Genomic DNA, 20,907 nt, shown 5'->3' with positions numbered 1-20,907 from the left:
GTGGTCAGGCCGCCGTTTCCTCTTCGGCGATCCCGAGCTCGCCCATGACCTCGCGGACCTTCTCCTCGGCGGCGGCCTGGAGCTTCGCGGAGGTGGCCGGCGAGCCGCCGTCGGCGAAGACGATCACACCGGGCAGCGTCGGGTTCGGCGCGATGACCGTGATGCCGGCCGGGTCGGTGCCGATGACCATGACCGCGTCCTTCAGCTCGACCCAGTCGGTCTGTTCCTTGAGCGCCTCGATGATGCGGCCCTGCTTCTCCTGGAAGGAGGCGCGCTCACCCATCCACACGCCTGCCTTGGACTTGGAGTCCACGACATCCGCGTAGATCAGGTGATCCTTCTTCTCTCGCCTGGCTTGGGGCATGACTGATCCTCCCTACGTACTGGATGTGCTGGAACAACTGCGTGCGTCCGCCTGAGAACGGTGAGCGCCGCCCCGCCCGGGGAGTCTTGGGTGCGGCGGCGCTTAACCAGTCCTGCGGCAACCGGACACGGTGGCGCCGGCCCCGTCGCCCGCCCCGCCACCTCAGCGGTGAGCAGAGCAGCCTGGTGGGGACGTGGCTTCGTTGTGACGCAGTGACATCATGCTGACCCGTGAGGTCCCATTCGAGGACTCTGACAGGTCATCAATAGGACGCGAATAGGGCCCAGATGCTATCGACAGGATGATTTTTAGCCGCCTGAGGACATTGCATGTCACTCTCTGACGAGAGCTCGCTCTGGAGGAGATCCATGTCCCGACCCGCAGGCAACACCAGACTCAAGGCCGCCCGCCTGGCCGCCGGATACAACTCCCAGCAGGCGTTGGCCGACGCCATCACCAAGGCGGCGCCGACTCTGGGCATCAGAGGGCTTGCTGTCGGCGTCCGACAGATCCGGCGCTGGGAGTCCGCCACACCGCCCTGGCCCCAGCCCGATGTGCACCGAGTCCTGACCCACCTCCTGGGCCAGAGCATGGAAGACCTCGGCTTCACCCCTCCGTGGGGAAGCACACGGCCCCAGCCCGGAACAGCGATCGACAACACCCCTCGCGCGCTCCTGTCCGGAGCCCGGCTGGCGGCCGTCCCCGCTCAAGGTGGGGCCACGACGCAACCAGCGACTGTCGGCAGGGCCTTCGAGGCTGTCACGCGCTCACACCGGCACTTGTACTGGTCCGTCGCCCCTGCCGTATTGCACCCGGCGGTCCTGGAGCACGCTCGTCTCGGCTGCGTTCTCCTCCCAGAGACGGCCAACCCGGCCCGTCAGATCCTCGCGGCCGCCCTGGCCGAGTCCTATCTCCTGGTCGGGCGCATCGAGTTCTTCGACCTGCGACAGTCGGAACAGGCTTCGGAGACTCTCCTGCGGGCTCTGCAGGCTGCAGCTGAAGCGGACGACCCGCTGCTCGGGGCAGCCGTCCTCGCGCACATGGCCTTCATCCCGGGCTGGGCGGATGACCGGGATGCGGCAGTCGAGCGCATGTTGGCCGCCCGTACCTACGCTCGCCGCGGACCGGCGTCAGCGGAGTTCTGGGCATGGCTGGATGCTGTCGAAGCGGAATGCGAGACCCGCTGCGGAGATCCACACGCGGCACTGCGCTTGATCCGCCATGCCGAAGACACACTGTCCACGGGCTCCGAACACGCCACTCCTGAGTGGCTGGACTGGTTCAGCCCCGTCCGCCTGGCCGCGTTCAAAGGCAACACGCAGCTAAAGGCCGGCCACCTGCCGCAAGCGCGCCAGACGCTCCAGGAGGTGCTCGACGATCTGCCACCCGAGTCAGACAAACAGCGCACCGTCGTCCTCGGCGATCTAGCCGCGGTCGAAGCTGCCGACGGGAGGCCGGAGGAGGCATGCAGGTACGCCATCCAGGCTCTCGACCAGCTGGCGATCACCTGGTACGCCATGGGCATGGACCGCATCCGCGAGGTCCGGCGCACGCTCGCCCCCTGGCAGAACGAGCGATGCGTCCGGGACCTCGATGATCGTCTCTACGACTGGAGTACGACGGTCAGCGCCCTTCAGCGTTGAACTTGGCGATCTTCTCCGGCAGCTCCGCGAGCGAGTCGATGCGCATCGTCGTGATCGCGTCCGCGTCCGGGTCGCGCTGCTGGATCGTCCCCCAGGGACCGCGCCGGATCAGCGCGGTCAGAAGCCCCGCCTGCACGGCCGGGCGGATGTCGTTGTCGAGCCGGTCACCGACGTACAGAATCTCGCCCGGCTCGGCAGGCGTCGCCTCGATGACACTCTCGAAAAACTTCACATCCGGCTTCGACACCCCCCAGTCATCGCTGGTGGCGATCATGTCGGAAGGGAGATCCAGCCCCCGCAGCAGGCCGCCGGCCCGCACGGTCTGGTTCCCGGCGATGCCCACCCACAGCCCCGCCGCACGCAGGGCAGCCAGTGTGGGCCGCACGTCCGGGTACAGGTCACCCTCGCCAAACCACTCCGGTTGTCCGGCAGCCGCGCGCTTCTCCCGCTCCTCGGTCAGATCGAACCCGGGCCGGAACTCCTGAAACGTCTCGCGATAGTCGCGCCCCTGCGCGATGACTGCCCCGAACATGGCCGCGAAGGTGTGCCGTGGCACTCCCAGCCAGTCAGCCCACGTCCCGTACTCCCGGGTCTCGTCAACAAGGCACTCACCCACGTCGAATACCACCGCACGAATCATGCTCCGCAGGTTAGACGGTCCGGCACGATGGCGAGGCGTCCTCCACCGAGGGCCTACCCGGCGCCTCGGCGGAGCGGAGACCGCCAGCACCCTCGCCGACTTCCTCCGCGGAAGCCTCGACAACCTGGACGGGATGGTGTCCCGCCGAGTGGTGTAGCAGCGATCACCACGAAAGTGCAGCTCGCGGGCCTGATTCGAGTGGCCGCCCATCGGGTTGACCTGACGTTGCGTCAGTGCATTGCTGCCCGAGGCGCTGCGATGCCGGCGTTGACGCAGCCTTCTTCGAAGCCAGGCCCAACAGGCGCGGCGATGACGGTCACGACGACCGCCTTCACCTGACGGCCAGTCAGGCAGTGGTTGCGTCGGGGCGAGCCGGCTTGGGGCTCCACCTGCAGCTTCGCCTTGATCGCTGCTACACCACATAGCGGGACATGACCCTGGACGGAGCACGCGACCGCAAGAAACGCGCCGAAGACGGCGAGGACGGTGACGACGGCCTGGTCGGCGTACCCGCCCGCGTAACCGCGCCGCCGTCCACGAGCGATGTCGGTACAACCTGAGACCACGCTGCGAGCATCCTGCAAGGTCCGGCCTCGCGCACCCGCGAGGCCGGTCATCTCCCGTACGCCCGCTTCCATCGCGCTCGGTGCCGGGAGTCTCCCTGTCCCCTGCCGTTCACCTCACTCAGGGACAGCAGGGAGGCCCCGTTGCTCCACAAACCGAGGTGATCGCGGTGCACCGCGAGGATGCCGTGCTGCACCGCGAACCGCTCGGAGGGCCGGCTGAAGCGCGTGGTCGTCACGAACACCGCCAGGTCGGCCCCGAAGTGCACCTTGGCACCCAACAGATCGCGTAACTCGCGACTCGCGATCGAGCTGCTCGGCGCATAGCGCTTGCACTGGATCACCATGGTCCGCCCGTCCGGGAGGCGGCCGACGACGTCGGCGCCGTTATCGTTCGCACCGCCCACTCGCCGGACCTCTGTGCAGCCATCCCGTCGGCAGAGGCTTGCGACCAAGTCCTCGAACTCGGTACCGGTCATCGCGTCCACCTCGGCAAGAGTCCGGTGCCCGGCCTTCACCGCCTCTTCCTGCCGCCACAGACGGTCTCGTCCACGCACAAGCCGGTCCGTACGCCACAGCCACCAGCCCGCCGCACCGACGCCACCGAGGACCAGTGCGCCCGTGATGTATGGCCACACGGCCGACCAGAACACCACCAGCAGGACCAGCACCAGACCACCGCCGGCCGCCACCGCCTTCAGCCGCGCCGCCCGCCGCCTGCGAGCAGCCGCACCCCGTCTACGCCCAGCCACGATCGAAGCCCTCCCCCCCTCAGGTCCGTGTACGGCAGTCTGAGCAGCCCGAGGCAATGCGAGAAGGACGCAAGTCGGCCATGACCGGATCCCGACTGCCTGGCGGGGCAGCGTGGGCCCGGTACCGGTGAACGATGCGACCACATCGGACGTCAACAACAGCGACGTCCGCCGCTCTTTCCGGTGTTCACCGGGCTAATCGACTCCGTAGAGGCCGATTGCGCCGCGACACTCGCCGGGTGGCCGACTCGACATCGCACGCACCGGGCGGACCCGTCCCCTCCCCGGAGAATGGACGCACGTCGGCAGGAAGGACCGCGGTCGCCACCGGCCGCGTACGGTTCCCGCTCGTGCGCTGGGTGCTTGCACCTCGGACGACATGGCAGGCCCGCCGCCTAGCCGCCGAGTTCGGGCCAGGCATGGACGCTCGCACTGCCTGGGTGATGGCGCGACTGGCACGGCACCCCGAGGAACACGTATACGCGATGCGGCTCCTGAACGATGAGGAGAACGTCGGCTGATCTCCGTGCGAGGGCCCGTTGCCGATTCGGCCCTCACATCGCCTCGGGACCGTCGCTGATCAGGGGCAACGTAGCCACCTCTGGTCTCAGTTTTGGTCTCATTCACCCCCGTCCAGCGACGTCCGGAACCCCCGCTGGCACCCGCTGCACCGCAGGTCAGAACGCCTCCGTCCCTCCCCGAACCCCCGGGCGAACATTTGGAAAGCGTGTCGGGGGCAACCCCTCACGAGTTCGAATCTCGTATCCTCCGCCAGTGCCTCACCGGGCACGATGTCGAGGGGCCCCCTGGAAACAGGGGGCCCCTCGACGTTGTCCTGGCGGAGGAGCTCCGTCACGTTACGATCACGGCCCGCCCGCACGCCCCCCAGGAGCGTCATGCCCCACAGCCGTACGAGACGCGGCCCGTCAGCCGGCGCACTCACCTACGGCCCGGCCGGGGCGACCCGACCCGCCGACGAGCCATGGCCGTCTGGGAACACGGGTCTGCGCCCCTACGCCCGTACGGTCGTCATCGGCCGCGGGGAGGCGGACTGGCAAGCCGCGGCGGACGCGGTGCTGCGCTGGGGCGTCAAACGGCGCAGCGGCTTCACAGTCAGTGGCCGCGACGGTGCCGGAGAGCGGGTCGTCGAGGGGGCGGAGTACCAGGTCACCGCGGCATTCGGTCCATGCGTGGTGCGGGAGCCGGTCCAGGTCGTCGCCGTCGTCGACACCCCGGACCGCTGCGGCTTCGCCTACGGCACCCTGCCCGGTCATCCCGTCAGCGGTGAGGAGGCCTTCATCGTCCACCGGTCCCCCGACGGCACGGTCGCGCTGACGATCCGCTCCCTGACCGGTGCCGCTCCACACGGGTGGTGGCGCCCGGTGTTCCCGGTGCTGCTGGTCGCGCAGCGGGTCTTCCGGCGACGTTATCTGCGCGCCCTGCTGCCCAGTGGAGGAGCGGACGTGGAGTGACCCGCCGTCCGGGCGGCACTGCCCGTGGGCCATCGGGTCATGGGCCTCATGAGCGCCCTTCGAATGGGCGCGGGTGGCGGAAGCCCGGCCACTCTTCGCCGGTCGATCAGTCACCCGTACGACATGGACACCGCGTCTGCGGGCGGTGTTCGGCGCACGATGAGTAGCGGACCCGATCTCTCCGGTCACTTCGAGGAGGCCGCCTTGGGACACGCCGTCGGTGATGTGCTCGGACTGGCGGCCGCTGTCGCGATCAGTCCGCTCCCGATCGTGGCGATCATCCTCATCCTGGCCACCCCGCAGGGACGTTTGAACGGCACCCTTTTCGCTGTCGGCTGGATCCTCGGCCTGGCCGTCCTCGGCGCGATCATGCTGGCGGTGGGAGGTTCCGGCGGCGCGTCCACGCACAATCACCCGGCCACCTGGGTCGGAGCCCTCAAGCTCGCGCTGGGCGTGTTGCTCGTCCTGTTCGCCGTCCGGCAGTGGCAGGGACGCCCCCGTGACCCCTCACAGGCGCACCTGCCGAAGTGGATGGCGGCCATCGACCGTTTCACCCCCTTCAAGGTGCTCGGGCTCGGGCTGCTGCTCTCGGCCGCCAACGCCAAGAACGCCCCGCTGACCATCGCCGCCGGTGCCTCGATCAGCGCGGCCGGAATCTCCGTACCGCAGCAGATCGGGGCACTCGCGATCTTCGTCGTCATCGCGTCGCTCGGCGTCCTCGCGCCGCTGGCCGTCTACCTGTCCATGGGAGAACGCGCCAAGAGCATCCTCACCGGCTGGCGGGACTGGGCAGCACAGCACAACGCCGCCGTCATGGCCGTCCTCTTCTCCGTCCTCGGACTCAAGCTGCTCGGGGACGGCATCAGCGTCCTCGCCTCCTGAGTGGCCTCTGCTGATCGCTGTCGCGGGCCTGCGGCCCAGTCAGGGCTGGTCGCTTTCGCGTGTCTTCGTGGCGCGGTTCTCCTGTGCCGACAACTCGCGGCGTCTGGCTTCGGCGGCCTCGGTGATCAGGTGGGCCGCGTCGGCGGGGAGGGCCAGGTTCTTCTCCAGCCATACGGCGTCCGTGCCCTGGGTGTGCGTGGCGAGGACCCAGGCGGCGTAGAGGCGTTCGCGGGACGGGGCGGCCGGGGTCCCCAGGGTGGCGCGGACCGCCTCCTCGGGAAAGCCGTCCAGGGTATGGGCGGTGAACCATGACGTGTCGACCGGCTCGGCGGCCCGGCGGGCGCGCGGGTTCCTGAACGGACGGCAACGGCCCCGCCGCACCCTCGTACCCACGATGAGGGCGACGAGCGCCGCCCCCAGCACGGCCGCCGCCACGCCCGCGCGGTCGGCGGCGGGGAGCCTCGTCCACACCGGCAGCAGGTATGCCACCACACGATCTCCGTGGTGCAGGTGGGGCGCGATCACATCAGGCCTCCCTCACCTCTCCATCGTCGCCCCGCGTCCGGTCCTCGGCCAGGTCCCCGATCCCGGCTCAGCCGATCTGGACGGCCTTGACCACCAGCAGCAGCGCGGCGATCACCAGGTAGCCGCGCAGCAGGCCCATGCCGAGTCTGAGTCCGGGGGACCAGACGACCGGCTCCAGCAGGGCGAGGGGAGGCATGCGCCAGCTCTCGCGTTCCGAGCGGGGGATCCGCGGAGGCGGAGGCGGTGCCGGACCTTGGCGGGCGCGGATGGCGCGCAGTCCCACGGCCGCGCCCAGCAGCCCCACGACCAGCACACCGGCGAGCCACAGCGCGATCCGGGTGGTGTCCAGCGACGGGAACAGGGTCGTCGCGACGAGGATCCCGGACAGCATCAGGAGCACCGCGATGACGGTCGACGCCACCATGTTGAGCCAGCGCGGATTGACCCAGGGGCCGAGGACCGCCCGGTCGTTGCACAGCAGCAGCAGGAAAACCGACGCGGAGGGGAGGAGCAGTCCGGCCAGGGCCTGAACGGCGGTCGTGATCAGCCCGAGGGGGGCACCGGGGATCAGCACGATCGCGGCGGCGAGCAGGACCATCCCGGCGTAGGTCCCGTAGAACGCCTTGGCCTCGCGGAAGCTGCGGTGCAGGGAGTGGCGCAGGTTGAACACGTCGCCGAAGGCATAGCTGGTGGCCAGGGTGACCGCCGCGGCGCCGATGATCGACGCGTCCAGGAGCACGATCGCGAACATCACTCCCAGCACGCGGCTGTGCCCGCCCAGGGCCTCGGCGACCCCCAGCGCGTCGGTGAAGTGCCCGGCCGCGCCCGTACCGCTCACGGCGTAGTCGGCGACGACGACGACCGCGACGGCGCCGCCGATCACGACGAGGGAACCCAGCACGGTGTCCGCGCGCTCATGGCCGACAAACCGCGGTGTGATGCGTTTGTCGATGATGTTGGACTGCTGGAAGAACAGCTGCCAGGGGGCGACGGTCGTACCGACGATCGCGATGATCAGCAGGACGGCCTCCGAGGTGACCCCGCCTCGCACGCCCGGGACGACCAGGTGGTGCGCGGCCGCTCCGTAGCGCGGGTGGGACATCAGCGCCAGCGGCACCAGCAGCAGGCTGACGGCGATGAAGGCGAACATCGCGCGTTCCCAGCTCCGGAAGCTGCCCGAGGCGGTGATCGCCACCAGGGCGACGGCGGCGACGGGCACGGCGATGTACTTGTCGACGCCGAGGTAGCTCAGGGCGAGCGAGACGCCGATGAACTCGGTGACGATCGTCAGGAAGTTCAGCACGAACAGGTCGCCGACGCTGAACCAGCCCCAGAACCTGCCGAAGCGCTCGTTGATCAGCCGGGCGTGCCCGACACCGGTGACGGCGCCGAGCCGGACCACCATCTCCTGGTTGACGATGAGGACGGGGATGAGCAGCAGGAGCACCCACAGCAGGCTGTAGCCGTAGTTCTGGCCCGCCTGGGCGTACGTGGAGATCCCGCCGGCGTCGTTGTCGCCCACCATCACGATCAGGCCGGGGCCGACGATCGCCAGGAAGGTCAGCAGCCGCCGCTTGAGACTCCGGCTGGAGTCCGCCTCCTCCAGCCGGATACGTCCCAGCGCCCCCTCGATGTCACCGAGGTGGGCCTCGTCCAGCACCGCCGTGCGGCGGGGGCGGGGGCTCGCCGGTGGCGTGGGGCTCTGGTCACGGGCGGTGCCGTCGCGGGTCGGCGTGGCGGCGTGCCCCCGGGCGCCGGGACCGACCGGTGGGACCGATGGCCTGTCCGTGGCTGCGGGGTGCGCATCGGCGCCGTGCGCCTGTGGGCGCGGGCCGGGTGTGGGGCCGCCCCCGGCCGGGGGCGGGCCGGGCTTGGTGGGCGAGTCCGGGTGCGGGCCGGGCGCGGGGAGCGCGTCCGGCCGTGGGCTGCCGGACTTCGGCGAGTCCGGGGGCAGGCTGCCGGACTTCGGCGCGTCCGGGCGCGAGCCCGGCGTACGCGGACGGTCCTCCGGACGCGCGCCGGGCCGGGGCATACGGTCCGCCGAGCGAGCCCCCGACTCGGGCGGACCGGCCTCCGGGCGGGCGCCGGGCGGCGGTTGCTGCGGCGGGCGCCGGGCGGGGTGCCGGTCGGGCCGGGGCTGCCGGGGTTCCCTCATGGTGAGGGCTCCTCACGTCCCTCCGGGCCCCCGGCGCCGCCGGCACCAGTGGTGCCAGGGACGCTTCCGGCCTCAACGGTCCGGTGGGCGTCGGGTGGCGGGGCCACTTCCCGGCGCCGCCAGTCCTCCGGCAGCGTCGCCTCCAGTACGTCGTCGACCGTGATCACACCGAGCAGGACCCCTTCGTCGTCCACGACCGGCAGGGTGATGAGGTTGTAGTCCGTCATCAGCAGGGCGACGTCCACCAGGTCCGTGTCCGGGCCGACGCGCACGGGATCGGCCTCGCTCACCTCGGCCAGCCGGAGTCCGGGGTCGCTCTGCAGGATGGTGACCAGCCCGACCCAGCCGAGCAGCCGGCCCTCCTCGTCGGCGGTGTAGACGCTGGTCAGCGCCTCCGGCTGGAGCCGGTTCGCGCGCCTGACCGCCGCCTCGGCCTCGCTCACGGGCGTATCCGGGGGCAGGGCCAGGAAGTCCATCCCCATCAGGCCTCCGGCACTGGCGGGGTTGAAGCCCATCAGGGTCAGCACCTTGGCCCGCTGTCCGGCGGGCAGCAGGTCCAGCACGGGTCGCCTGCGGCCCTGGCGCAGATCGTCGATGGCGTCGGCCGCGTCGTCCGCCCGCATCCGCGCCAGGACGGCGGCGATCTCCTCGTCGGTGCGGGCGTTGAGCAGCCGGGAGGCCCGGTCCTCCTCCAACTCCTCGAAGACGTCGGCCTCCAGCTCCGGATCCTGCCGGACGTCGCCGAGGATCTCGCGTTCCTCGTCCCTGGAGGCGTCTTCGAGCAGGTCGGCGATCTCCGCGGGCCGCAGGCGCCGGATCCTGGCCGTGGGACGGCGGACCAGCGCGCTGCGGCTGTGTCCGATCAGCGGCTCGAACGCCTTCCAGTCGCGGCACGCGTGCCCCGTCGCACGGTCTCCGAAGATCCCGAGCAGGCGGTGCGGGCGGTGCGTGTCCACGCCCGACAGCAGCCACTGGCCGTCGCGGTCGGCCAGTTCCAGGTCCTGCGCGCGGACCAGGCGGGCCTCGCCCACGTCGATCAGCCGGTGCCCCAGTACGTCCGCCCGCAGCAGCACCTCACCTTCGCGCCGCTCGAACGGCCGCAGGTCGAGCCGTGCGCTCTCGAGTTCCACCAGGCCCTCGGCGTCGAGAGCGGCCACCTGTTCGACCGGGACGAACAGCTCCCGGCCGCCCACGCCGACCACGAGCCCGGTCACCACCGGATAGTCGGCGCCGCGCAGCCGGACGATCACGTCGGAGAGCCGCCCGAGCGACCGGTCCCCCGGGTCCACCACGGGGCGCTTCACCAGCGCCGACAGATGAACGGACGACCGCTCCCGGTGTGCCGCCGGCCGCGGCGAAGACGGACTCACGGTCATCGCTCTGCCCTGCCCGAACGTCGACTACCCTCGCGACCAACGGTATGGAATCACCCCAAACGCCCGCAAACGCCCCACCGGCGGCAAGGTGGAGTGTCGATCGGCGTCTCGAACGGTGTCTCGAACGGCGTCAGGAGCCGTCTTCCAACTGGCCCAGTTGTTCGGCGAGTTGGAAGAGGGCCGGCAAGGCGGCGGCGATGGCGGAGCGGGTCGTGTCGTCCAGGGAGGCCAGGGCGGCGTCCATCCGGCGTTCATGGGCGGTGGTCCACGCGGTGAGCTGGTCGCGGCCGGCGTCGGTGAGGGTGACGACGGAGGCGCGGCGGTCGGCGGAGTCGACCTCGCGCGCGACCAGGCCCGTCGTGATCATCTGGCCGATCAGTCCGCTGACGGTGCTCGGTGCGAGCCGCTGGCGGGCCGCGAGGTCGCTGATCCGGGCGGGCGAGTGCTCGCCGAGCACCTGGAGCAGTTCGACCTGGGCCATGGGCAGCTTCTCCCACGGATAGTCGGTGCGGATCGAGGCCCGCAGGGCGCGGCGCAGGCGGGTGACAGCCTCGGTCAGCAGACGGGCGTCCGGCGCCTCGGCGGCGGGGCCGGGCAGGGGAAGCTCGGAACGGGGCTGCGCGGGCATGCGGCAAGGGTAGCCGGGTCCGCGCGGGCGCCCTCCTGCTCGCGGCGGCACCGGGTTGTCCGCCGGTTCACGCGGGTTGTCCGCCGGTTCACGCGCGTGGTTCACCGGTCTCACTCACCTCCTCACGCCCCGAGTTCCGGCCGTGGCCGCCCGTGGTCACCCCCCTCGGGACCCAGCCGGGCCGAGACCACGGCGACGGCCGACACCGCCACCAGGATCGCCGCGGACCACCGGGCGCCGGCCTCGGTTCCGCCGCCTGCCGCCAGGTGCAGGGCGAGGGTCACCAGCGCCACCCCCAGGGCGGTGCCCAGGCCGCGGGTCATGTTGACCAGACCGCCGCCGGTGCCGGAGGAACGGGCCGGGATCGCACCCATGATCAGCGCGTTGTTGGCCGGGGTGAACGTCCCCAGCCCCACACCGACCAGGGCCAGCAGCGGCACCAGCCAGGCGATGGTCAGCGGAACGGCCATGAGCGCGGCCGTGGCGAGGAGGAACACGCCGGCTCCGGTCAGGCACCGGCCGCGGTCGCTGAGGGAGCGCGGCAGCAGCCGGTCACCGCCCGTGGCGCCGAGGGCGAACCCGGCGGGCAGCGCGGTCAGCACCAGCCCCGCGGTCAGCTCCGAGGCCCCCCGCGCGGTCAGCACGACCGGTACCAGCACCAGCGGGCCGAACAGCACCAGGTATCCGCTGAGCGCCCCGACCAGCCCGGACGTCACCGCGCGCACCCGTAGCAGCGCGAGGTCGAGCAGGGGCGCGGCGATCCGCCGCTGACGGCGGGCGAACCCCCAGCCGGCCAGAGCGGCCACGCAGAACAGCAGGACCACGCTCCAGCCGGGCACCGGCAGACCGGAGGCCGCGGACACGCCGAGCAGAGCGCAGGTCGTCGCCACGGCCAGCAGCGCCAGTCCGGCCCAGTCGAAGCGGGCCACCCTCGTACGGGCCCTGGTGCGCGGCAGCAGATAGTGCCCGCTCACCAGCGCGACCACCCCCACCGGCACGTTCACCCAGAACACCCAGCGCCAGCCCAGGGTGGACACCAGCGCTCCGCCCACCGTGGGCCCCAGGGCGAGCCCCAGCGCCTGTGCGGCGGCCTGCACGCCGAGCGCGGTGCGCATCCGCCCGCGGGGTGCGCTGGTGGTCACCAGTGCGACGCTGTTGGCCTGCATCAACGCCGCTCCGGCCGCCTGCACCACCCGGAAGCCCACCAGCGCCACCAGGGAGGGCGCCAGTCCGCAGGCGGCGGACGCCAGCGTGAAGACGGCGAACCCGTACAGGTACAGCAGCTTGCGGCCGTGGGCGTCCGCCAGCCGCCCGGCCGGCACCAGCAGAGCCACCAGGGCCAGCAGATACGCCAGCGACACCCATTCCACCGCGGCGAGCGACGTGTGGAACTCGGTGCGCAGGCTGCCGTAGGTCAGCGTCACGATGCTCGCGTCCAGCTGGCCCATGAACGCCCCGAAGCACACCGTGGCCACGGCCAGCCGCCAGGCGTTCGGCCGCGACCGGATCCCCTCCGGGCGGGCCCGCTCCACGGTGAGCACGGCGGGCCAGCGCGGACGGGGCGGGGTGCGCGTCGTATCCGGAGCCATGACGTCAGATTACATCGGTCACCGAATTATTCGGGCTCCGTCCAATCGGAGACTTCCCACGACGCCACCCCTTCGACCTCATGAGAGTCCTCTTGACCTCATGAGCCTGCTCAGTCCTCCATCACCGCGACCGCGTCGAACCCCGCCTGGTGCAGGGTCCGGTGCACGGCGCGCCGGGCTCCGCGAATGGTGACCGCGGTCGCCGGCCACCGTGTGGCGACCCGCAGCAGGGCGTAGGCGCAGGCGAGGTCGAGGTGGGTGGCCCCGCTCATGTCCACGACCCACTCGTCGGTCTCACTCAGCGGCGGTGCCGCGAGTCGTTCCTCCAGCGGCCACAGGGCGTGGGCACCGATGTCCCCGGTGAGGATCAGCTCGGCCCGCCGGTCGTCGGTCGCCCTGATCACCAAGGGCGACGCCGGGAGATGCGCTGCTGTCATGGCAGCCCTCCTTCGCGTCCGCCACACTCCGTCCACCTCCATGGTGAACCCGGCGCCAGGTCCGTGGGGCCCGGCGCCGGGGAACGTCCGGCTCAGAGCCTCTTACCCGCCGTGCCTCCGGCCGGTCGCACCGGTCGTGCCGTCGTCGCGGTGCGGCGGGTGTCGCGGACGCGGGCGGCGGATGGGGACATGGGCGGGGTCTCAAGGTGCGGGGTGCGGGGCTGACGGTGGCGGGGCGTGGCCCGCCGGGGAGGGCGGGTCAGGGTGACCTGGCGTACGAGCTGCTGGAAGCAGGACAGGGAGGCCAGGCCCGGCAGGGCCGCCGCGGCGATGTCGACGATCGTCCTGGGCGCCTGCACCACGCACAGGAGCATGGCGATGGACGAGAAGATCAGCACCACGCTCCAGGAGTGGACGGCGCGGCGCCGGTGCAGCGCGGATCGCAGCACGGACAGCGAGGCGACCAGCCAGGGACCGTAGACGAGCAGGGGCCACCAGGAGGCGATGCCGCCCTCCATACGGGCCACGGCCACGACGCGGAGGGGATCGTAGGCAACCATTCCGCCGAAGAAGCTCACCGAGGAAGCGATCACCGCGGTCAGCGCGGCGATGACATGACTGGTGGTCCGCAGGACGTCCGGACGCTTGCGTTCCCTGACCTTTCGATGGCGCCGGGTGACCGCCTGCAGGGGAGGCAGTTCCTCCGTGGTCACCTGGAGGTTCTCCAGGGGCGTGTTCGGCCCGGGCTCGGCGACCGGCGCCTCGTCGAGGGCGACGGGGACATCAGGGATGCCGGGGATGTCCGGCCGGTGCTCCTCCATGGCGTCCTGGAGCATGAAGGCCAGTTCCTCGGCCGGGTCCCAGGTCGCGTCCGGCGGCTCCAGGGGAGAGGTGAAGAACTCCGCCGGACCCCGGTGCCGGCCGGTGCCCGCCCCCTGGTATCCGCCTACGTGGCCGGGATGGCCCGGATAGCCCGAATAATCTGTCGAATGGCCGGAACGGTGATCGATACGTTCGTCGTACATGACGCGGCCGGTTATTCCGCTCCCGGGAAACGGGACCGGCCCACCGATCCGAGCCAGCGGCGGGCGAGGTCGGCTTCCAGCGTGCTCATCGCGTCCAGGAAATCCCGCAGCAGGGGTTCCGTCACCTTGAGGGTGACGGGGAAACCGCCTCTGGTCAGGGTCCCGTTGACGGTCGCCGACGAGTGCACCGGGGCGGGGAGGTAGGTGTAGGGACCCAGCGCCACCGCGTGCGCGGCGACCGGGTCCTCTCGCTCCTGACCCCCGAACAGACCCCAGTACCCTTCCCTGGTTGCCTTAGTCATATCTCGACTAACGCCGTCGGACTTTCCCCGGATGCGCGGCAAATGGGTGAAGGAATTCCCCGATTAGCTCTATATGTGCGATCGGATGTCTCATCCGTACAAATGAAGAGACGGACATGGAGCGGTGAGCCGCCGTTCGGCGTGCGGCACGTCGACAATACGTCCCTTCGGACGCATGTCACGGGTATCGACCCGCCGCGTTCCCCACGGGTGACGCGGCGGCCGGCGTCCCTCGGCCGCTAGCGCGGGATGTGGACCTTCCGCTCCTCGCTCGCCTGGTCGATCTCCGACACCCGTACCGTCGCCTTCATGGTCCAGGTGCCGGGGATCGGGAGATTGAGGGTGTCGGTGCCCCAGTAGCCGCCCCTGTTGGTCAGCGCGGCGTCGATGGGGCCGATGTTCCGTGCGGGCAGGGACAGGGACAGGCGCAGTTCGGGGACGGTGGTCAGACCGCCGTCCGGACCGTAGACGACGGCCTCCACCGCGTTCTGGCCGACGCGGCCCGGTTCCAGGGTGATCTGCACCTTGCCGTGACCGCCGGGGGTGCCGACGTCGAACGGGATGACCGTGACGGAGGCGCCCGGGACCCCGGCCACGGGCGTGGCCTGCGCCGCCTCGGCGGCCGCGCGGCCCGGCAGGGTGCCCGCCAGCACCGTGGTGAAGACCAGGACCGCGATGCCCACGGCGACCTCGGCCAGCACCGAGCGGCGCAGGGCGCGGCGGCAGACGTCGGGGGCGGACGGGGATGTCTTCGTACCGGGGTCCTCCGCCGGAGCCTTCCCGTCGGACGCGGCCGGGTCCGTGTCCGCCGCGTCTGCCGTCACCAGCCGTGCCGTCCAGCGCCGGGAGCGGGCCGCCACGGCCAACAGCATTGCCACCACTACGAGTTTGACCAGCAGCAGCCGGCCGTACTCCGTGCCGGTGAGCGTGGTCCAGGAACCGAGGCCGCGCCAGGACTGGTAGACGCCGGTGACCACGAGAACGACGACGGCGCCGAAGGCGATCCGGGAGAAGCGCACCACCGCGGCGGTCAGCGCGGGACCGTTGGCGGAAGGCTCCGACGCGCCGGCCGCCGACCGGTCAACCGCACCGGCCGCTGCGTCGGCCGGACCGTCGACCGGAGCGGCCGTGGTCGCGGCGCCGTCCGAGGCCTCCGTGGCCGCGGTGCCCTTGAGGGCCGCGACCGTCGTACGGCCGCCGCTGCCCTCGGCAGCGACCGTGACCGCCGCCTTCGCCCTCGGCTCCGGGTCGCCGTCCGGAGAAGCCGGGGGCACTTTCCGGCGCGTGGCCGGTGGCGCGGCGCGCCCTGTCTCCGGCTCGTCCGGTGTGGCGTGCTGAAGGGTGGTCAGGAGGGCCGTCAGGCCGCCCAGCCAGACCGCCATCGCCAGCAGGTGCAGCACCGACGACGTCATCGCCACCGGAACCTGGATGCCGGCCGAGGCGTGCTCGGACCCCGCCCATGTCAGCGCCAGGGCGAGGGCGAGCGCGGCGCCCGCCGCCAGGCTCGCGCGCGAGGGCTTCTCCTCCGGCCGGCGCCGGGACAGCCGTACGAGAAGGAGTGCCACCGGTGCGAGCAGGGCGAGGCGGGTCAGCAGCACCAGGCCGGGGCGGCCGGTCAGGGTGCGGGCGAAGGCCGCGGGGTCGAAGGCCGACGCCGGACCGGTCCCGGTCTCGTAGGGCGCCCGCAGCACCAGCAGGGCGAGCGTGGAGGCCAGCAGCGCCCACCAGCCCGCCACCAGCGGCTTGCGCAGCGGGCCCGTGTGCGGCGGGCGGCACAGCAGTGCGAAGGCCGCCGTGCCGATCAGCAGGGCGGCGGCGCCGTATGAGGTGTAGCGCGCGAGATCGTAGAGGCCGCGGGTCGTGGGGTTCTCGGCCGGGCCGGTGTCGATCGCGGCCGTCGTCGGGGACGGCTTTCCCACGGAGAAGGTGAAGGCGCCGGAGACGGGGTGGCTGTCCGCCGACACCACTCGCCACGCCATGGTGAACGTGCCTTCGCCGAGTCCCCCGGGGAACGCCACCCGGGCCGTGTCCGGACGCCCCGGAGCGTGCTGCGGCTCACCCGTGGGCACCCGCCGCCCCTCGGGGTCGAAGAGACGGAAGGAGTCGTCGAGCAGGCTGACGGACTCGGTGAAGGACAGAGTGACCGTGCCGGGCGCCGACTTGAGGACGGTTCCGTCGGCGGGGTCCGCGCCCCGCAGGGCGGCGTGCGCCGAGGCGGGTGAGGCGCCGCCGAGGAGGAGCAGGACCAGTACCGCGCCGAGCAGCGTCAGCTTCCCAAGTCGCCGCCGTCGTACGCGTCCACGGCGCACAGCGCCGTCCCGACCTTCGCCCCGCCGTCCGGTCACGTCACTTCTCCGTCTTGGCACTCGCCGGCTTCTGGATGGGTACGGACGAAGGCGGCGTTCTGCTCACCGAGTCTTGCCCACCGGGGATTCCCCGCGTTCTCCGGGGTGCTCCGGCTGCGTCCCGCCGTCCGGCGGGCGACCATCGGGACATGGACGTCACCCTTCACCTCGCCCAGGACCCCGAGGCCGACGCGCTCCTCGGCCGCAGTCCGCTCGCCGCCCTGGTCGGCATGCTGCTGGACCAGCAGATCCCGATGGAGTGGGCGTTCACCGGCCCGGCGACGATCGCCAGGCGCATGGGCACCGACGATCTGGACGCCCACGAGATCGTGGCCTTCGAGCCGGAGACCTTCGCCCGGCTCCTGTCGGACAAACCGGCCGTGCACCGCTACCCGGCGTCGATGGCCTTGGGGGTCCCCCCTGCTCCTTGAGAGCCAGGGGGAGGGTCCAGCAGTTGTGCAAGTACCTCGTCGAGCACTACGACGGCGACCCCGAGGCCATCTGGCGGGACGTCGACAGCGGGCGGGAACTGCTGCGACGGCTGGAGGAGCTGCCCGGGTTCGGCAAGCAGAAGGCGCAGATCTTCCTGGCACTGCTCGGCAAGCAGCTCGGTGTGCGGCCCACGGGGTGGCGGGAGGCGGCGGGAGCGTACGGCGAGCCGGACTCCCACCGGTCCGTCGCCGACATCACCGGGCCCGAGTCGCTGGCCAGAGTGCGGGCGCACAAGCAGGAGCTGAAGGCGGCGGCCAAAGCGGCCAAATCAGCCACCACGGCCCAGACAGCCCAGACGGCCGGAACCGGCAAGTCGAGCAGGGCATCGCCGGGATCGTGCTGATCGACTCTCCGCCGGCGTCGGCCGCGGTGCTCATCGCGCTCGGCTGGTGGTGGTCGGCATCTTCGAGATCGTCACCGCCTTCCGCGTCCGCGGGCACGCCGAGCACGTCCCCCGTACCGCGTGACCCGTTGTCCACAGCCTGTGCACAACGGCCGGACGGCCGGGACTCCCGCACCGCGCGGCCGTGGCACGATCTCCGCCGTCGCTCATCTCCGGCATCCCGGCAGCTCCGTCCCCCGTTCCCGGTTCGCCCGGTTTTGCCGCGGCATTTCCAGCGCCGTACTCCGGTGGCCGGGCTGCGCCCGGAAGGTCTGGGCCGGTAGGCTCTCCGTGTGATCTTCAAGCGCATCGGAAACGGCCGGCCGTACCCCGACCACGGCCGGGAGAGCACCCGGCAGTGGGCGGACGTCGCGCCGCGCCCGGTCCGCCTCGATCAGCTCGTGACCACCAAGCAGCAGCTCGACCTGGAGACCCTCCTCGCGGAGGACTCGACGTTCTACGGCGACCTCTTCGCGCACGTCGTGAAGTGGCAGGGCGACCTGTATCTGGAGGACGGCCTCCACCGCGCGGTGCGGGCGGCACTCCAGCAACGCCAGGTGCTGCACGCGCGCGTGCTGGAGCTGGACTGAGCCTCCGGGCTTCGGGCCACCCTCCGGACCGCCGTTCGACGACGGTTTGGACCTTTTGGGTTCAGCTGAGCGGTCACCAATGATCATCTAGTAGGAATCACCGCTCACGCGCACTACGCTGCGCCCATGAGCATGCTGACTCCCCCCGGCATGGGCGGGAAGTACCGGATCACGGGGAACAGATACCCGCGGATGCGCAAGCCCCGGCGGCGCGGCAGGCTCGCGTTCCTCGCCGCCGCCTCCGTCGCGGTGCTGGGCGTGATCGGCTGGGGCACGTGGCAGCTCATCGATGTCTTCACCGGTGGCAGCAAGGCCTCGGCGGCCAGCAGCGACTGCTCGACCAAGGCATCGCCCACGGCGAGCCCGTCGCCGGCGAACGCGGCCCGGGCGCTGCCCAAGCCGGGCCAGATCACGGTCAACGTCCTGAACGCCACGCCGCGCAGCGGCCTGGCCAAGCAGACCGCGGACGAGCTGAAGAAGCGCGGCTTCCGCATCGGTCAGGTGGGCAACGCGAGCGAGGCGTTCGACAAGAAGGTCAAGGGAGCCGGACTGCTCCTCGGCCCGGCGTCCTCGCTGAACACCTCGCTGCCCGTCCTCGCCACCCAGCTCGCCGGGGCGGAGAGCCGCACCGACACCCGCAAGGGCACTGACGTGGACCTGATCATCGGCACCGGCTTCAAGGCGCTGACCCGGCCGGCGGCCGCCGACGAGGCCCTGACCGCCCTGACCGCCCCGCAGCCGGAGGCGACCACTCCGAAGAGCGGCTGCTGAGGTTCCGCGGCCGCCCGGTGGTGGGCGGCCGCGTGGTGGTCGCAGGTGCTCCGGCTGAGGGGCGTCGGGCCGTGAGCAGGAGCTACTCGGCGGCGCCGTACATCCGGTCGCCCGCGTCTCCGAGGCCAGGGACGATGTAGCCGTGCTCGTTGAGGTGTTCGTCGACCGAGGCCGTCACCACGGTCACCGGGGTGCCCGCCAGGTCGCGTTCCATGACGGCGACGCCCTCGGGGGCGGCCAGCAGGACGACCGCGGTCACGTCGTCGGCGCCGCGCTTGATCAGTTCCTGGATGGCCGCGACCAGCGTGCCGCCGGTGGCGAGCATCGGGTCGAGGACGTAGACCTGACGGCCGGAGAGGTCCTCCGGCATGCGCGTGGCGTACGTCGAGGCCTGGAGCGTCTCCTCGTTGCGGATCATGCCCAGGAAGCCCACCTCGGCGGTCGGCAGCAGCCGCACCATGCCGTCCAGCATGCCGAGTCCGGCCCGCAGGATCGGCACCACCAGGGGCCGCGGGTGGGAGAGCTTGACGCCGGTGGTCTGGGCGACCGGCGTGTTGATGTCGACCTGTTCGGTGCGCACGTCGCGGGTCGCCTCGTAGGCGAGGAGGGTGACCAGTTCGTCGGCGAGCCGCCGGAAGGTCGGGGAGTCGGTGCGGCGGTCGCGCAGCGTGGTGAGCTTGTGAGCGACCAGCGGGTGGTCGACGACGTGGAGACGCATGGGCCAAGAATAATCGGGCCCCGATCCGGCCCGCCCGCCCGCTTCCCCAGGGGGTGCGGCACGGACCGCACCTCCGCCACCGTGCTCCGGTGTGGCATCAATCCCGCCATCGGGGGGAAAGTGGGAATGACGGACTGGGGTGGTGAGCCGATGCCTGATCGGGAACGGGAACCTGGCAAGGATCCGTCGCGGCGCGCGCGCCGGGAGACGGCGGACCTCCCGGAGACGGCCGGCGCGGTGGATGCCGACGCCGAACGGCGCCGCCGCCGGGCCCGGTTCCTGCGCGACCTCGCCGAGGCGCGGGCCCTGCGCGACCGCGTCCAGCCCCGCCGCGCCAGGACCGCCCGGCTGCGGCACGCCATGCGCATGCGCACGTTCCGCTGGTAGGACGCCACCTGCACCCGCACGGACGCCTCCGACGGTGGGTGTGCGTTGCCGCCGGGGGAAAGCCGCGTACGATCCGCTGGTGGCGGCAACGTGCGCGCTGGTGAGTCCTTTACCGGTGTGCGGTCAAAACTGCTGGACACAGGGAGCCGAAGACGTCCCCTGAAGGCCTTGTTTCTGCCACGATTCCGAGTGGGTGGGGCTCGGAGCCCAGCTCCCCCGCCCACAACCTCCGCCGGGGGGACCCCCAACCGGCACGCCTATGACCAGTGGGAGAGTCACGGTGTACTTCGCCGCACTGCTCGCGCGCACCGAAGACGGGTGGGAAGCGAGCGACACAGAGCTCGACGATGTGGAGACGCTGGCCGACCTGGCCGAGCTGGCCCGGGAAGCCTCGACCGACGACGACACGGTGCTCGTCCTGATCGAGCAGGAGGACGCGTGGTTCGGCGTGGTCCGCGTGGAGGGCGAGGACGACCCTCGCATCTACGTGTCCGACGCCGCCGCCGCCGCCCGCAGCTCGTACGGCGAGATCCTGCTCACCGACGAACTGCTCGGCCGGGAACCCGGCGACGACGGACCCGACCTGGACTCCCTCGACCTCGACGGCACGGAGGAGGGCGAACCGGCCTCCGCCGATGACGAGGAGGAGCCGTCGGGCGAGGCCATCACGCACAGCCCGCTGGGTGACGGCGGGATCCTCGCCGATCTGGGCGTCGGTCCGAAGGAGCTGCGCACCCTGGACCCGGACGACGCCCTGAGCGCCATCGCCGAGGCCCTGGGCGCCTCGGAGGTCCTGGAGACCGTCCGCTGACCGGGCCGGACGCGCTGCGGACGAACGGGACTCCGGACCCGGCCGAGGTCCCGGACCC

The 20,907-nt window shown here is 71.5% G+C and carries 21 protein-coding genes and 1 pseudogene; 8 read left to right on the top strand and 14 right to left on the bottom strand.

Annotated features, from left to right (window positions below; all coding sequences use genetic code 11):
- Positions 1-4: 4 nt before the first annotated feature.
- Positions 5-364 carry a hypothetical protein gene (locus ACIOWN_RS11115; RefSeq protein ID WP_401981614.1) on the bottom strand — a complete coding sequence of 120 codons (360 nt, stop codon included), beginning with the start codon at positions 362-364 and terminating at the stop codon, positions 5-7.
- Between the two features lie 368 nt (positions 365-732).
- Here ACIOWN_RS11115 and ACIOWN_RS11110 point away from each other — a divergent pair, with 368 nt between their 5' ends.
- A complete protein-coding gene (locus ACIOWN_RS11110; RefSeq protein ID WP_401981611.1) occupies positions 733-2,007 on the top strand; it encodes a transcriptional regulator in 1,275 nt (424 codons plus the stop codon).
- Here ACIOWN_RS11110 and ACIOWN_RS11105 read toward each other — a convergent pair.
- The 3 genes from ACIOWN_RS11105 to ACIOWN_RS11095 form a co-directional block, all read right to left on the bottom strand.
- Positions 1,988-2,647, bottom strand: a complete 660-nt coding sequence (locus tag ACIOWN_RS11105; protein ID WP_401981608.1) for an HAD family hydrolase — start codon at positions 2,645-2,647, stop codon at positions 1,988-1,990. The two genes, ACIOWN_RS11110 and ACIOWN_RS11105, sit on opposite strands and share 20 nt — an antisense overlap.
- Before the next feature lie 230 nt (positions 2,648-2,877).
- On the bottom strand, positions 2,878-3,264 hold the full coding sequence (locus tag ACIOWN_RS11100) for a hypothetical protein (RefSeq protein ID WP_401981605.1): 387 nt from the start codon (positions 3,262-3,264) through the stop codon (positions 2,878-2,880).
- Positions 3,261-3,881 carry a restriction endonuclease gene (locus tag ACIOWN_RS11095; RefSeq protein WP_401981602.1) on the bottom strand — a complete coding sequence of 207 codons (621 nt, stop codon included), beginning with the start codon at positions 3,879-3,881 and terminating at the stop codon, positions 3,261-3,263. Before ACIOWN_RS11095 ends, ACIOWN_RS11100 begins: the two co-directional genes overlap by 4 nt.
- A gap of 977 nt (positions 3,882-4,858) precedes the next feature.
- Here ACIOWN_RS11095 and ACIOWN_RS11090 point away from each other — a divergent pair.
- A complete protein-coding gene (locus ACIOWN_RS11090) occupies positions 4,859-5,434 on the top strand; it encodes a DUF1990 family protein (protein WP_401981599.1) in 576 nt (191 codons plus the stop codon).
- A 159-nt stretch (positions 5,435-5,593) separates the two neighbouring features.
- Positions 5,594-6,316 carry a GAP family protein gene (locus tag ACIOWN_RS11085; RefSeq protein ID WP_401981596.1) on the top strand — a complete coding sequence of 241 codons (723 nt, stop codon included), beginning with the start codon at positions 5,594-5,596 and terminating at the stop codon, positions 6,314-6,316.
- 39 nt (positions 6,317-6,355) lie between these two features.
- Here the strand turns inward: ACIOWN_RS11085 and ACIOWN_RS11080 are convergent, their stop codons facing one another.
- The 9 genes from ACIOWN_RS11080 to ACIOWN_RS11040 form a co-directional block, all read right to left on the bottom strand.
- The gene (locus tag ACIOWN_RS11080; RefSeq protein WP_362356085.1) at positions 6,356-6,841 is read right to left on the bottom strand and encodes a hypothetical protein; all 486 of its coding nucleotides are present in this window, start codon (positions 6,839-6,841) and stop codon (positions 6,356-6,358) included.
- Between the two features lie 67 nt (positions 6,842-6,908).
- The gene (locus ACIOWN_RS11075; protein WP_401981726.1) at positions 6,909-8,501 is read right to left on the bottom strand and encodes an NRAMP family divalent metal transporter; all 1,593 of its coding nucleotides are present in this window, start codon (positions 8,499-8,501) and stop codon (positions 6,909-6,911) included.
- A 491-nt stretch (positions 8,502-8,992) separates the two neighbouring features.
- Positions 8,993-10,288, bottom strand: a complete 1,296-nt coding sequence (locus tag ACIOWN_RS11070) for a magnesium transporter MgtE N-terminal domain-containing protein (protein WP_362356081.1) — start codon at positions 10,286-10,288, stop codon at positions 8,993-8,995.
- Between the two features lie 214 nt (positions 10,289-10,502).
- Complete coding sequence (locus ACIOWN_RS11065) at positions 10,503-11,000, bottom strand: MarR family transcriptional regulator (RefSeq protein WP_362356079.1); 498 nt, start codon at positions 10,998-11,000, stop codon at positions 10,503-10,505.
- A 122-nt stretch (positions 11,001-11,122) separates the two neighbouring features.
- Positions 11,123-12,589 carry an MFS transporter gene (locus tag ACIOWN_RS11060; RefSeq protein WP_362356077.1) on the bottom strand — a complete coding sequence of 489 codons (1,467 nt, stop codon included), beginning with the start codon at positions 12,587-12,589 and terminating at the stop codon, positions 11,123-11,125.
- Between the two features lie 110 nt (positions 12,590-12,699).
- Positions 12,700-13,026: an STAS domain-containing protein gene (locus ACIOWN_RS11055; protein ID WP_401981591.1), complete on the bottom strand. Its 327-nt coding sequence runs from the start codon at positions 13,024-13,026 to the stop codon at positions 12,700-12,702.
- A gap of 92 nt (positions 13,027-13,118) precedes the next feature.
- A complete protein-coding gene (locus ACIOWN_RS11050) occupies positions 13,119-14,051 on the bottom strand; it encodes a DUF2637 domain-containing protein (protein WP_362356073.1) in 933 nt (310 codons plus the stop codon).
- A gap of 11 nt (positions 14,052-14,062) precedes the next feature.
- Entirely contained in the window at positions 14,063-14,353 is a 291-nt protein-coding gene (locus ACIOWN_RS11045) for a hypothetical protein (protein WP_362356072.1), read from the bottom strand.
- 239 nt (positions 14,354-14,592) lie between these two features.
- Positions 14,593-16,662, bottom strand: coding sequence for a copper resistance protein CopC (locus tag ACIOWN_RS11040; RefSeq protein WP_401981587.1), 2,070 nt, complete (start codon positions 16,660-16,662; stop codon positions 14,593-14,595).
- Positions 16,663-16,847: 185 nt separating this feature from the next.
- On the opposite strand from ACIOWN_RS11040, the pseudogene ACIOWN_RS11035 reads away from it, so the two are divergent.
- The 3 genes and pseudogenes from ACIOWN_RS11035 to ACIOWN_RS11025 all read left to right on the top strand — a co-directional run bounded on the left by ACIOWN_RS11035 (position 16,848) and on the right by ACIOWN_RS11025 (position 18,933).
- A pseudogene (locus ACIOWN_RS11035) lies at positions 16,848-17,533 on the top strand (HhH-GPD-type base excision DNA repair protein).
- A 332-nt stretch (positions 17,534-17,865) separates the two neighbouring features.
- Complete coding sequence (locus tag ACIOWN_RS11030) at positions 17,866-18,162, top strand: type II toxin-antitoxin system VapB family antitoxin (protein ID WP_004943146.1); 297 nt, start codon at positions 17,866-17,868, stop codon at positions 18,160-18,162.
- 150 nt (positions 18,163-18,312) lie between these two features.
- Entirely contained in the window at positions 18,313-18,933 is a 621-nt protein-coding gene (locus tag ACIOWN_RS11025) for a LytR C-terminal domain-containing protein (protein ID WP_401981723.1), read from the top strand.
- An 82-nt stretch (positions 18,934-19,015) separates the two neighbouring features.
- Here ACIOWN_RS11025 and upp read toward each other — a convergent pair whose 3' ends face one another.
- Positions 19,016-19,651, bottom strand: coding sequence for a uracil phosphoribosyltransferase (upp, locus tag ACIOWN_RS11020; protein WP_326803176.1), 636 nt, complete (start codon positions 19,649-19,651; stop codon positions 19,016-19,018).
- A gap of 150 nt (positions 19,652-19,801) precedes the next feature.
- Between upp and ACIOWN_RS11015 the strand changes: the two genes are divergently transcribed.
- Together ACIOWN_RS11015 and ACIOWN_RS11010 are read left to right on the top strand one after the other, a co-directional pair.
- The gene (locus ACIOWN_RS11015; protein WP_362356070.1) at positions 19,802-20,038 is read left to right on the top strand and encodes a hypothetical protein; all 237 of its coding nucleotides are present in this window, start codon (positions 19,802-19,804) and stop codon (positions 20,036-20,038) included.
- A 280-nt stretch (positions 20,039-20,318) separates the two neighbouring features.
- Positions 20,319-20,849, top strand: a complete 531-nt coding sequence (locus ACIOWN_RS11010; protein WP_362356212.1) for a hypothetical protein — start codon at positions 20,319-20,321, stop codon at positions 20,847-20,849.
- Positions 20,850-20,907: the final 58 nt, after the last annotated feature.

It is taken from the genome of Streptomyces sp. NPDC087787 (assembly GCF_044743035.1).
Taxonomy (GTDB): Bacteria; Actinomycetota; Actinomycetes; order Streptomycetales; family Streptomycetaceae; genus Streptomyces.
This window is presented reverse-complemented; position numbering and strand designations above follow the sequence as displayed.